Annotated in this window: 15 protein-coding genes; all 15 read right to left on the bottom strand. The window is 57.9% G+C overall.

The features are described 5' to 3' along the window. Window positions 1–3: 3 nt before the first annotated feature. Window positions 4–603 carry a hypothetical protein gene (locus IMW75_RS13660; protein WP_205892915.1) on the bottom strand — a complete coding sequence of 200 codons (600 nt, stop codon included), beginning with the start codon at window positions 601–603 and terminating at the stop codon, window positions 4–6. After that, a complete protein-coding gene (locus IMW75_RS13655; RefSeq protein WP_045060664.1) occupies window positions 603–1,187 on the bottom strand; it encodes a hypothetical protein in 585 nt (194 codons plus the stop codon). Before IMW75_RS13655 ends, IMW75_RS13660 begins: the two co-directional genes overlap by 1 nt. A gap of 17 nt (window positions 1,188–1,204) precedes the next feature. After that, entirely contained in the window at window positions 1,205–4,465 is a 3,261-nt protein-coding gene (locus IMW75_RS13650; RefSeq protein ID WP_205892914.1) for a phage tail tape measure protein, read from the bottom strand. A gap of 90 nt (window positions 4,466–4,555) precedes the next feature. Then, complete coding sequence (locus tag IMW75_RS13645) at window positions 4,556–4,999, bottom strand: hypothetical protein (RefSeq protein ID WP_205892913.1); 444 nt, start codon at window positions 4,997–4,999, stop codon at window positions 4,556–4,558. Window positions 5,000–5,062: 63 nt separating this feature from the next. Beyond that, entirely contained in the window at window positions 5,063–5,266 is a 204-nt protein-coding gene (locus IMW75_RS13640; protein ID WP_082069207.1) for a hypothetical protein, read from the bottom strand. Between the two features lie 41 nt (window positions 5,267–5,307). Then, window positions 5,308–5,637 carry a hypothetical protein gene (locus IMW75_RS13635; protein ID WP_205892912.1) on the bottom strand — a complete coding sequence of 110 codons (330 nt, stop codon included), beginning with the start codon at window positions 5,635–5,637 and terminating at the stop codon, window positions 5,308–5,310. A 39-nt stretch (window positions 5,638–5,676) separates the two neighbouring features. Continuing rightward, window positions 5,677–6,165: a hypothetical protein gene (locus tag IMW75_RS13630; protein ID WP_045060661.1), complete on the bottom strand. Its 489-nt coding sequence runs from the start codon at window positions 6,163–6,165 to the stop codon at window positions 5,677–5,679. A 55-nt stretch (window positions 6,166–6,220) separates the two neighbouring features. Further along, window positions 6,221–6,607 carry a DUF3168 domain-containing protein gene (locus IMW75_RS13625; protein ID WP_122838267.1) on the bottom strand — a complete coding sequence of 129 codons (387 nt, stop codon included), beginning with the start codon at window positions 6,605–6,607 and terminating at the stop codon, window positions 6,221–6,223. Beyond that, entirely contained in the window at window positions 6,600–7,175 is a 576-nt protein-coding gene (locus IMW75_RS13620) for an HK97-gp10 family putative phage morphogenesis protein (protein WP_205892911.1), read from the bottom strand. Before IMW75_RS13620 ends, IMW75_RS13625 begins: the two co-directional genes overlap by 8 nt. A gap of 3 nt (window positions 7,176–7,178) precedes the next feature. Then, the gene (locus IMW75_RS13615; RefSeq protein ID WP_205892910.1) at window positions 7,179–7,346 is read right to left on the bottom strand and encodes a hypothetical protein; all 168 of its coding nucleotides are present in this window, start codon (window positions 7,344–7,346) and stop codon (window positions 7,179–7,181) included. 9 nt (window positions 7,347–7,355) lie between these two features. Beyond that, window positions 7,356–7,688 carry a head-tail adaptor protein gene (locus tag IMW75_RS13610; RefSeq protein WP_205892909.1) on the bottom strand — a complete coding sequence of 111 codons (333 nt, stop codon included), beginning with the start codon at window positions 7,686–7,688 and terminating at the stop codon, window positions 7,356–7,358. Further along, window positions 7,688–8,029 carry a head-tail connector protein gene (locus IMW75_RS13605; protein ID WP_045060658.1) on the bottom strand — a complete coding sequence of 114 codons (342 nt, stop codon included), beginning with the start codon at window positions 8,027–8,029 and terminating at the stop codon, window positions 7,688–7,690. The genes IMW75_RS13610 and IMW75_RS13605 overlap by 1 nt, the downstream gene beginning before the upstream one ends. 1 nt (window position 8,030) lies before the next feature. Continuing rightward, window positions 8,031–8,351, bottom strand: coding sequence for a hypothetical protein (locus tag IMW75_RS13600; RefSeq protein WP_205892908.1), 321 nt, complete (start codon window positions 8,349–8,351; stop codon window positions 8,031–8,033). Window positions 8,352–8,411: 60 nt separating this feature from the next. Beyond that, window positions 8,412–9,608, bottom strand: coding sequence for a phage major capsid protein (locus IMW75_RS13595; protein ID WP_205892907.1), 1,197 nt, complete (start codon window positions 9,606–9,608; stop codon window positions 8,412–8,414). Between the two features lie 71 nt (window positions 9,609–9,679). After that, window positions 9,680–10,543, bottom strand: coding sequence for a head maturation protease, ClpP-related (locus tag IMW75_RS13590; RefSeq protein ID WP_205892906.1), 864 nt, complete (start codon window positions 10,541–10,543; stop codon window positions 9,680–9,682). Window positions 10,544–10,545 lie beyond the last annotated feature (2 nt).

The following is a 10,545-nucleotide window of genomic DNA, read 5'->3' as shown; positions in this document are numbered from 1 at the left end:
GCTTTACTCGTAGGTGAATACCGGTGCGTCCTTGGTGGAACCCCAGTAAATGGGCCACTCAGACATTTGGGCGATGGCATAGAAAAAGCGATCGCCTTCATGGCGAGCACGGTGGTTTTCATCGGTGAAACGCTCGGTACCGGTGCGGCTCCACTCGGCCATGCGATCGATCACCGGAACAGTGATGCTGTTGCCTTCCTGGCCGTTGCCGGCGAATGAGAACTTGGCAGCATCCATACGACCCGAGAACAGGATGTCAGCGGCATAGGTGCCGTTTTCGTCGAACACTACGAACATCACTCTCGCCAGGCGCCCACGGCAGCCGCGCACATTGGTCTCGGACAGGATGTAGGCATCGAGGCCGCTCAGGGTCAGCTCGACCGACATGGGCGAATTGGAGTTGTCGCTTTCCTGCGACTGGCTCACCTCGCCAAAGGTACCGACCCCCTCATAGGTAATGCCATCGATTACCAGCTGGCCGGTACCGGTGTGCGCGAACACCATGCCATCGGCAAAATCCAGCTGCACGGCATAGACCGGCATGAACTTGCCGGTGGCGATGATGTTCACCACGCTTTGGCTGAACGGGAACGAAGACGGCATCAGAAGGCCTCCCTGAATTGAAAGCTGCCATTGGCCACGACGGGCTGCACCGTCAGCTGGTTGGTGTCGTCGACACGCCGCATTTCCGAATACGGATTTTTGTACTCCACGACGGCGCCGGCGGGCAGCGACCGCCGGATCCGCTTGTTGAGAAACACCTGGACCCGTCCCTGCGCCGTCGAAACGGCGTCCTCAACCACCTCAAACATTTCACCCGCGATCGTGATGTAGTCGCCGTAGGCAAAGACTTTTTTGCTGGGCGTCACGCCGCCGATGGTCAGGTTGGTGGCCTGGGCATTACCCGTCACGATGACCGGGGCGCCGATGTTGTCGGTTCTGATCCTGGTGAATGCAGGGATATTCACGGTGCCAAACATGCCATGCAGCCTGCCCAGCAACGCTGTCAGCTCGCGCTCATCCTCGTCGAATAGATCGTCGAAGTTGAGCGTGCACAGCCAATACGCACCGGGGTAGCCCATGATTTGTTGTGCATTGGAAAGCGTCGACGTGAATGCCCGGTTGTTGTAGACCATGCCCCAGGTCATTTGCGACGGCCACAGCGAAGCAGGCCAAACGATAGCCATAAAACTCCTACAGCCGGTTATCGGCGCTTGATTAATTGAAGTGCTGGGCCGTTCTGCTTGAGGTCTTTCAGCATCAGCTGGTAGCCGCCTTCAGCGCCGCGACGAGCTGCGTCCTGGATCTGCGCCAGGGTCGACTCATCAGCATTGCCCTTCACCGTGATGTATTGGGTGATCCCGCCGACGGTGGTGGTGGACGAACTTTCCTTACCGGCAGCACCTCCCGCTGAACCGCCCACCGCTCGAACGCCCAGCGATCCGTCAGCGGCCCGGGTGAGCGGCATGATTGCCTCGGGTCCGGCCTCCGCAAAGATGCCGGCGCCCTTGGCAAAGGCAAAGGTCTGGGGGGTGTTGTAAACCCCGCCCGAATAGGACGAGAGGCTGGCCGAGCTGTACACACCGCCCTTAGCATTCGCGACCATTGCGCCTTCGCTGAATCCGGTCATCGTGCCCTGCCCCAGCGCCTGGCTGCCGCCGGACATAAAGCCGAAGGCGCTGCTGAGAAAACCGGCAGCGGCCTGCCTGACCTGGATGCGGATCAGGTCCTCTATGATCGAGTCGGCCATGTCCTTGAAGGACAGTTTCCCGGTTTTCACGAAGTTGACGATGCCATCCTCCAGGTTGCCGAACGCGTTGGAGAACAGTTGCTCGGTCTGGCCCGCGACGTCGGCAGCCTGGTCCACGTAGTTCTGCAGAGCGTTCGACGCGCCATTGGCCCAGTTGGATTGCGCTACATCCACCTGGCTGTAATAGCTCTGCTGAGCCGACAAGCGCTTGCCGAGCTCGTCCTGCAGAACTTGGGTTTCGCTGGCATAGAGCTCCGGCGAAATCTGTCCGGTGTTGCGTTGCTCGTTCAAGGCAGCCAGGTCGGCCGCATACTTCTGCCGAAGCGTCAGGTCGGCGCGCATTCGATCACGGGCTTTGTCGCCCAGGCCGATGCCGGCCAGCTCCTGGTCGAATCCATCCTGTGAGGTTTGCGTGCCGGTGCGTTGCGCCGCTTTGAAGGCGGTCAACTTCAAGTCGTCTTCGTTAGCCTTCTTGATTTTGTTCAACGCGTCCAGCTCAGCAGCCATGCCTAGCAGCCGCTTCTTCTGCGCCTCAGACAATTTGCCCAGCTTGCCTTCCTGGAGCTCAAAGGAAAGTTTGGCGACCTCGGAAGCGTCTTTTTGCTTGTCGCCTGTGGTGTTGATCAGCTCGATCTGACGCTTGTAGCCCTCCTCCGTAGTTTGGAAGGATTTGAGCTGCTGCTTCGCGGCAGATTCTGATTCGCTTGTGTGCTTCTTAGATGCTTTAGCCGCGGCATCATCGGACGCCTTCTGAGCATCCTTGGCGGCAGCGGCCGAACGAATGGCGACAATCATGCCTTCGGTGAGCAGCGTATTCTCAGCAATGAACCTGTTTGCCGCCTCGAGTGCTGTCTTGTCTTGGGCTGCGCCAAGCTGTTTCTGCAACTGCTCCAGGTACTTCTGACCGACGCCGGCGGCTGAAGCTTTGGCGGCAGCGTTCTCTCGCTCTGCACGAGTGTTGTCGTCCGTTTCCCCAGTCAGAGTTGCAAATGCGGTCTTTTGCTTATCGAGCGCCGCGGATAACTCAGTGACTGGCCCCTGACTTTCCTCGATGGCCTGAGCCATCGATTCGGTCACACCCGGAATGGTTCGCAGTTGATCGGCGACCGCTTTCCAATCGACGGCCATGCCGCCTGCCTGATCCTTGGCGGCTTTGCGCACCAGATCCAATGCGCTCTGCGCTAGCGCTGGCAAAGGCGCCAGTCCGGCCATAAGACCATCAGCGCCCGCAGCCCCCATGTTCCTGAGATCGCTCTCAAACTGGTCGGCAATAGCCCCGGACTTCTGCCCGAGGCGAGATTTCATGTCGTCGATTTCTGACTGCAATTGGCGCAGCGTGACCGATTGAGTCGCTCGGTTGAGCTTGTTGAATCGCTCAACCAATTTATCAATGGGATCGCCGAGATCCCCGAGCTTCTTTTCAAGCACACTGGTGTTGTCGCGAAGCGTCAGGAACGCAGTAGCAGCGCCAATGGCGAGAGCTGCGATACCTATAGGCCCGCCGAGCAGCCCCATGATGACGCCACCGGCACGACCTAGGCCGGCCTGGGCAACGGCGACAGCGTTTGTCGCCCGCGCTTCGGCCATTCGCGCTTCGGCAAGCTGGATCGACATTTGCGTCTGCACAGCCGTGCCGCGCGCTGCGGCCACTTCTTTCTCGGCCAGAAACACCGAGGTCTGAGCTTTCTTTTGCTCTGCTTCTGCGGCAAGGAGAATGGCTGCCGCTTGGGCTTTTCGAGCCGCCGCATCTTGAAATGCCGAATAGATGGCCACGCCAGCGGAATCAGCGGCGCTCACGCCGTACTTGGTCAGAGCAGCGATGGCCGCAACGATTGCGATATCCGCTAACGTTCCGAAATTGTCACCGAGCACACCGATACTACCTGCTAGGACGCCGGTGAAGTCGGTGGTCTCGTTCAACCTGCCCAGATAAACGGTGAAGGCGTTCGAGAGGTTTTGCACCGCATCGCGCACTGCAACGCTCATGCTGTCAGCCAGTAAACCGTTGGCCCCAGCAGACTTTTGCAACCCTTCAGTAAGCAAATCCAAACCGAGTTGGCCTTGCGCTCCGAGGCTTCGGATTTCCTCGGCTGTTTTGCCGGTGGATTTTGCGATGGTGTCCACAACCGTCGGCATCGCTGCAAGAATCGACTGCCATCCATCAGCTTCGACTTTGCCGGTTTGCAACGCCTTGGAGTACGCATCGATCGCCGAGCTGGCCTTATCAGCTGAAGCGGAGTTGGTCACCAGCAAAAAGCTGAAGCTGTCCATCACGTCCAGGGCCTGGCCGGTGTCGTACCCCATCGACTTCAGGCTGTCCGAGGTCCGGATGTACAACTCTTGCGCTTCGCTCAGCGGTCGGTAAGTGCGCTTGGCAGTTTCGAGCAGCCGCTGCTGGACCAGGTCGTATTCGCCCACGCTGCTCGTGGCCATGCCGATCCGATCAGACATCTGACCGTAGGAGTCCGCCGCCTCGACGATCTTGCTGATTGAAGCAATTCCGATCGCCCCAGCCAGCGCGCCTTTGATGAAACCGGCAGCTCCTTGCGCGCTTTCTCCGGCTCGATCGAACGCCTCATCAATACCTGCCAAGCTCTTATCAATTTTGCCCGATGCTTGGGCAACACTGGAGTCAGCGCGAGCCATTTCCTGCCGCAGTTGTGCGGTAGTTGCCTCAATCCTGACCAGCATTCCCTGAACGTCTGTGTCAGCCATTGCTTTCTCCGGGCGTAAAAAAACTCGCCGAAGCGAGTTGTTTTTGTTGAGCCTTCAGGGCAGCAGCTAATACTGCCACCCCTCTTCAGACTATTGCTTCGTGTATTTAAAAGGAGAAGGAGTGGTGAGCAGCGGTTCAGGCTTGTCCCACATACCCCGGTAACCTCGAACCTGATAGGAGAGGCCCGGCTTGAGCTCCAGCAGCAGGCCGCTCAAGTCACCGCCAGCGCACATGGCGTTGTTCTTGATACTGAGCTGCGCCGGACCCGGCGCGTGATAGAGCTTCACACTTTCCCCATGACTAGTCTTTGCTGCAAGTTGACCATCAAGGTAAACAGACATCCCCGCTCCAAAACAGCTCATTGCACCCGCATCCTGGGTGAACACGATCCTCGCGTCGTCGGGATTTTTTTGACGGCTGAACGCGTAAACATCTGATTGAGCTACTTGCTTTGCGCGATCCGCAGACACTTGAGTGGTCTCACATCCCGAAATCACGAACGCCAACACCGTCACGCATATCACTTTCAGCACTTTCAACCCTCCCTGTAGATGGCGGCAATCTATCATCACATCGGGGACAGCAAAAAGGCTAAATTATGCCTGCCGCCCCGTCAGAACCTGCCGCAGCTTTTCTGCAACGGTCGACGGTTTCGGCTTTTCCTTCGATCCGGACGGCTTTCCGCCAAAAGGATTCGTCATCTGCGCCCATTCGATCCTGGCGTCCATGGCCAGAAACAACTCAGGGAGCGGCGTACGCCAAGCTACCTCAGGCGACCAGCCCAGCCAGCCCGTGGCCACGGCATACAACCGATCAACATAGCTACCGTCCTCGACAGCGCTTACTCCTTCCCCGCTTCGTTCTTTCCCGACTCTTTCCCTCGCGGGTTATAGAGCGCGACCAAGTAAGCATTGAGTTGGACGGACACATCGAGCACACCGGACTGCCAAACTTGTTCGGCAAGCGCTTCACCCTCCTTGCCCGACAAGCCTGCACCCGCCGCAATTATGCGCGCGCACCCATCAACACTCAGAGCGCTCACTACTTGAGAGGCCCCTCGCAGTCCGCCGAACTGCGCCTCGATTGCACGAACGGCGCCCAAGGTAGGCACCATCGTGTAAACGTCATCGCCCACGGTGACCTCAATGGTGCCGTGAAGAGTTTTACTCATGGGTCAAGTCCTTAAAGGCTGGGGCCGAAGCCCCGCCAGTTACGTTGGAAGGATTTCAAGAATGTCGGAGTTGATGCCGATGGTGACGTTACGGCGAACCACATTATCGGCGGCGCCGGGAGCGACGGTGTTGTTCATCACCTTGCCGCGCATGTAAAAGGTGGTCGGCAGAACGGCCGGGGTCGCATCAGGATCGCCGTCATTCAGGGTAACCTTGATGTTGTAGTCGCCTTTGCTGCGGTCCTTGTGCGCCACTTTCAGTTTGGCCTGGCCCAGGTCGCCGTTATCCAGGCCCACGGTCAGGGTCAGGTCGCCCGCATCCGCAGTACCCTTGTACTTGCGCACTCGACCGTCGCGAAGGGAGGTGAAGTTCACCGCGCTGAAGGTGTCACCGAACTCACCGAGGTCTTCGATCTCGCCCACTTCGACATAGGTATCAGCTTTGTACAGCGCTTCGGTGTCTGCGCCGTTCTTACTGCCGATCGAGAATCGGCAGCCGGCGGCTGTGTTGAGGTTGTCATCGGCCATGGGGAGTCCTCCAAAGGCGCATTGGATAAAGCCGCAGGGCGGCCGGGTGTAGGGTTTAGTGGGTGGTGATTACGCGGACCGTGATTGAGCCCTGGTAAGTGACGCCGTCAGCATCGCGCTGGGCATCGGCTTGTTCGACCCGGACGGATACGGCGCGACCTACAGAAAGAGGCAGCCGGCGTTCGTCCAGGGCGGCAACAACCTCACCGTTGATGCGCTTCACCTCAGCCTGGCCGTGGGCATCAGACCAAACCGACATATAGAGCATGCGAGTCTCGCGCTTACGGCCTGAGATGGGCCGGGCGTTCACCGAGACTTCACGATCAATCGAGATGTAAGGCATCGGCGTGTCCATCGGCGCGCCGTCGTAAACAGGACACGAGACCTCGGCTTCCAGTCGCGCCACCAACGCTTCTTGAAGTGCAAGAGACGGATCAGCCATCGGTAATTCCCTTGCTTGCTTTGCTCAAAGTCCTGGCCACAGCGGCGCGGATATTGGCCAGAACGAACTCCCGATTTACGGCCATCGCTGGTCGAAGCCATGGATGCGCAGGTCGAGCCGGGATATCAGGATAGTTACCGTAGAAGTGGCCACCATCACTTTTATTCTTCGTAGGCCGCTCGTTCAGGGCATTGCGCCGCCTTTTCAGTTGCGACTTGTCCCGGTTATTGGTGTGTTCTCCACCCACTGCGTTGGCATCAGCACGTCGATAAAGCGCACCGTTGTAACCCTTGGTACCGTACTCGAGAAAGCGTAAATAGAAGAACCGGCGCATGTCCCTTTTACCGCGAATACCGATTTGTGCATCCAAGCCGCTTTTGGAAACGAACGTCTTTAGAGCACCTGCAGCGGCCCCGGTGTCCCTCGGTACCAACTGCCGCATGGTTGCCAAAATCTGGTCCGCAGACTCCTGCATCACTGGGACCAACTCGTTATCCATGGTCTGGTGAATGTTGCGCAGCGTCCGCCGCAACTTAAAGTCGCCAGACATGCGCGAGCGGCGAGCCATGGCTTACTCCTTGACCGCCTCGGTCTTTTTCGTTCCAGGCAACTCCACGACTTCACGAACAAGACCGTGTTTGACCAGGTCGGTGCCTGTCTTGGCGTCGACGGTGAATTCCTCACCTTTGGCTTTTTCGCCAATGGCACCCGACAGGTTGCCTAATGCGATTACTTTCATTGCTCACCTCTATGAATTAGGGACGTTTGAACAAAGCAGTCGAAACATCGACCGTGCGTTGTCGGGCAAAACTGCTTCGATGAGATAGGTCACGCTGAGCCCGTTGGCTACATGCACTAGACGCATGCCAGCGATCACATCAGCGCGAGGCCGAATGCGAATTTCAGCTGAGACGACCGCCTTCAGCTGTTCTGCTATAGGCGCGATGCGCCCGGTGGGCAGAGAAATATCAGCCCATGTTTTGCCAATGTCCGACCAGGTGACGTCGAAGCCGGCCGATGGGTTTTTAACGCGCACTGGCCTCTGCATGATGCAACGATGACGCAATGATCCGGCTCTCATTAAACCCCCCAGCCAACGCGATATGGCGTCAACAACGAGCGGGAGCCCATGGGCAATTCAGAAGAAATTGTCCCGACGACCACATCCTCCCGATTCGCGTAGAGACTGCCCGCGATCAGCAGGCAGGCGGCGCGAATGGAAGGATTAATGACTATCGGCTTGCTGCCAGCGGAGCCATCCGCCAATGCAGCAGCGAGCGAAACTTCATCAGCATAAAATCGCCGGTTTAGAAACTGCGCTGCGCTGTCTTCGGCCGCGGCCAAGAGCAGCTCGACACTGTCACGATCGTCGTCCTCAGCCCGCAGGTGCTGCATCGCTTCCTCTGTCGAGATTGCGTTCATATCAAGCCTTTGGGTCGGTCTCAGTCGCCAGCCCCTTTGCAATAAGCAAAAGCGCTTCGTGTTTAGGTGAGTCATACCCTGCACCACCAGCCTGACGAATTTCTTTGCCATCCAGGTAACTTCGAATTGGATAGATAACCATCCGATTGCCGGGACTGTCGTCAGTGTCAGCCTCTGATGCTGGAGAGCTGAGCGTTGGCCCATCAACGCTCGTCGCGTCCTGATCGAGTTCGGAAGAAGTAGTGCTGCCCATTCCATCGGGACCACTAGTGCCATCGGCGACGGGCGTTGATGCTGTTTTTGCTTGAGTCACGCGAGCCATTTTTGTGTCTCCAAAAAAATAAGAGCCGCTTTTAGGCGGCTCTACATGAAGTCGTGAGAATTAAGGCGCGGCAATCAAAGGGCCAGTGACGAATGCTTCTGGTCGATACACCGCAAACGCCAGGCGCTCCTCAGCGCGGATTGTGACCATGTTGTTCTCGAAATCTTTGTCGTTCTCGGTCGAGACGAGCACTTCAATGCCCATGCGATCAAAGATTTGCGCAGCGAGGCTGAATGCACCCGTGAGGAATTGGTTTTGGACAATCGCCTGTGTTTCAACCACGGGCAGATTCCAAAGCCGCGGCGAAGTGCCCTCTTGTGGCTTGCCGATGATGTAACGATTTTCGCCGTCTTTGAGCAGTTCGATCGCGGCCCAGTCAATCGGGTTAAGCACGATGCCAGTGGATGGAAATTCAGCCAGCGTTGCCTGGAGCAACGCCAGTCGAATGCGATCGATGCGTTGCTCTGCTTCGACGATGATGCCGGCCGGCAAAACATATGCTTGAGCCTGCGGGATGATGCCGTGCAGGTTGTTCCCGGTTCCGTTGCCGTAAAGCAGCTGCGCTTCTTCAGCGAGCAGCAACCCGTAACGCGCCCGGGCATCGATGTAGCTTTGCAAAGCGGCAGCATCATCGAGGATCTGGCGGCTACCTTTGAACAGGTGCGCGATCGTGCGAACGTTGGCGTTTTCCAAGCCGAAGGTCAGTTCACTGTAAGGCTTGGCCAGGCCCTCACCAACAATCGCGGCATTGTTGGTAAAGCCCGTCTCGCGAACGTATTCCACCGCGTTGGAACCTGTGGTGCCGGGGGCAACCAAATCGCGAATGGTCAGTCGACGCTGCGGTGCGAGAATCACACCCAGGCGTTCAGCGGGTACCAGTGCGCCACCCGATGCAGGGGCAGAGGTCAGCGCTGCACGAGGGACCTCGACCCGGCGAGATCCACGGAACGAGCTGCTAACCCCCTCTTCCTGCATCTTGGCCGACACCAACTGACCGGCCGATTGCTGAATTTCTGGATCATGCTGCTTGCCGGCATTGACCAGCTTCTGTTCGGCCTCCTGTACCCGGGCCTGCAGCTCGCCTTGCTTGAGCAGGAGCTCGTCCACCTTGCCGCGGGTTTCAGCCTGCATTTCACCGGAGGCCTTGATTTCCTTCTCGGTGCGCTCGGCATAGGTTTTGATCTGATCGCCAACGGCTTTCAGATCGGCCTGGGTTTGCTTTTGAGAAGCTTCGATTTGGGAAAGATCTACTGGCATGGTTTTGCTTCCTTCAGAAATGAAAAAACCGCCACTTGGGCGGTTACTGATCGGGTTGCTAATTCAGTCGTCTAGCGAATGGGAATGAGGTTCCGTAATGCAGACGCCTGGGTTGCGGTTTCTTCAAACGCGGATACATCAAGGGCAGCGCAAGGCATACCCGGCACGACAGCGCGAGGCGTGTCGCCGCCGGCAGCGCTAGGCGTACCGGTCTTGATTTCGGAAAGCAGTTTGCGTCTTTCAGTGCGGGGCATGCCTGACTTTGCGAGGGCCGCATCCAGACGGCGGGCAGAATGCGCTTGGCTCTGCTCCTGATCGGCGGCTTCCTTCACCTCATCGGCGGAAATAAGCCCGGTTGCGAAACCTTTGTCCATGGCAGTGGCGCCGCCCATGTAGGTTTCAGCGTCCAGCATCGCTTCAACGGTTTTCTCATCCTGACCGCTCGTGTCCGCATACAGGCCGATCATCGCGCGGTCGAACTCTTCCATTGTGTCGGCCAGCTCACGGATTGCGTGTCGATTCCCGGCAAAATAGGTCCAGCAGTTGTGGATCATCAGGAAGGCTGTTTTGGCCACCTCACGCTTTTCGCCGGCCATCGCAATAACTGACGCCGCCGAGGCGGCCAGGCCCAAAACCTTAGTGGTGACCTCTTGAGAGTGTTCCCGCAAACGGTTGTAGATCGCGATACCTTCAAACATGTCCCCACCGGGCGAGTTGATGTACACGGTAACGGGCTTGTCGCCGATGGCACGTAGTGCCGCGTCCACCCGCTTAACTGTCACGCCCTCGCCCCACCAATCCTCACCGATGATCCCGTACATGGTGATGGTGTCCGTTCCGGTTTCCATGGCAGCGCGGATATCCGGATTCCACATCTCGAGCGCACGAGGGCTCAGCTCACAGCGGAAGCCGCTGGCTTTGATATTCAGCGCCATTG

It is taken from the genome of Pseudomonas gregormendelii (assembly GCF_017114825.1).
GTDB classification, from domain to species: Bacteria; Pseudomonadota; Gammaproteobacteria; order Pseudomonadales; family Pseudomonadaceae; genus Aquipseudomonas; species Aquipseudomonas gregormendelii.
This window is presented reverse-complemented; position numbering and strand designations above follow the sequence as displayed.

Bases quoted from the DNA above. Each gene is read 5' to 3' on its own strand.
- IMW75_RS13660 (WP_205892915.1), bottom strand. From the start codon at position 603: ATGCCGTCTTCGTTCCCGTTCAGCCAAAGCGTGGTGAACATCATCGCC.
- IMW75_RS13655 (WP_045060664.1), bottom strand. From the start codon at position 1,187: ATGGCTATCGTTTGGCCTGCTTCGCTGTGGCCGTCGCAAATGACCTGG.
- IMW75_RS13650 (WP_205892914.1), bottom strand. From the start codon at position 4,465: ATGGCTGACACAGACGTTCAGGGAATGCTGGTCAGGATTGAGGCAACT.
- IMW75_RS13635 (WP_205892912.1), bottom strand. From the start codon at position 5,637: ATGAGTAAAACTCTTCACGGCACCATTGAGGTCACCGTGGGCGATGAC.
- IMW75_RS13630 (WP_045060661.1), bottom strand. From the start codon at position 6,165: ATGGCCGATGACAACCTCAACACAGCCGCCGGCTGCCGATTCTCGATC.
- IMW75_RS13625 (WP_122838267.1), bottom strand. From the start codon at position 6,607: ATGGCTGATCCGTCTCTTGCACTTCAAGAAGCGTTGGTGGCGCGACTG.
- IMW75_RS13620 (WP_205892911.1), bottom strand. From the start codon at position 7,175: ATGGCTCGCCGCTCGCGCATGTCTGGCGACTTTAAGTTGCGGCGGACG.
- IMW75_RS13615 (WP_205892910.1), bottom strand. From the start codon at position 7,346: ATGAAAGTAATCGCATTAGGCAACCTGTCGGGTGCCATTGGCGAAAAA.
- IMW75_RS13610 (WP_205892909.1), bottom strand. From the start codon at position 7,688: ATGAGAGCCGGATCATTGCGTCATCGTTGCATCATGCAGAGGCCAGTG.
- IMW75_RS13605 (WP_045060658.1), bottom strand. From the start codon at position 8,029: ATGAACGCAATCTCGACAGAGGAAGCGATGCAGCACCTGCGGGCTGAG.
- IMW75_RS13600 (WP_205892908.1), bottom strand. From the start codon at position 8,351: ATGGCTCGCGTGACTCAAGCAAAAACAGCATCAACGCCCGTCGCCGAT.
- IMW75_RS13595 (WP_205892907.1), bottom strand. From the start codon at position 9,608: ATGCCAGTAGATCTTTCCCAAATCGAAGCTTCTCAAAAGCAAACCCAG.
- IMW75_RS13590 (WP_205892906.1), bottom strand. From the start codon at position 10,543: ATGGCGCTGAATATCAAAGCCAGCGGCTTCCGCTGTGAGCTGAGCCCT.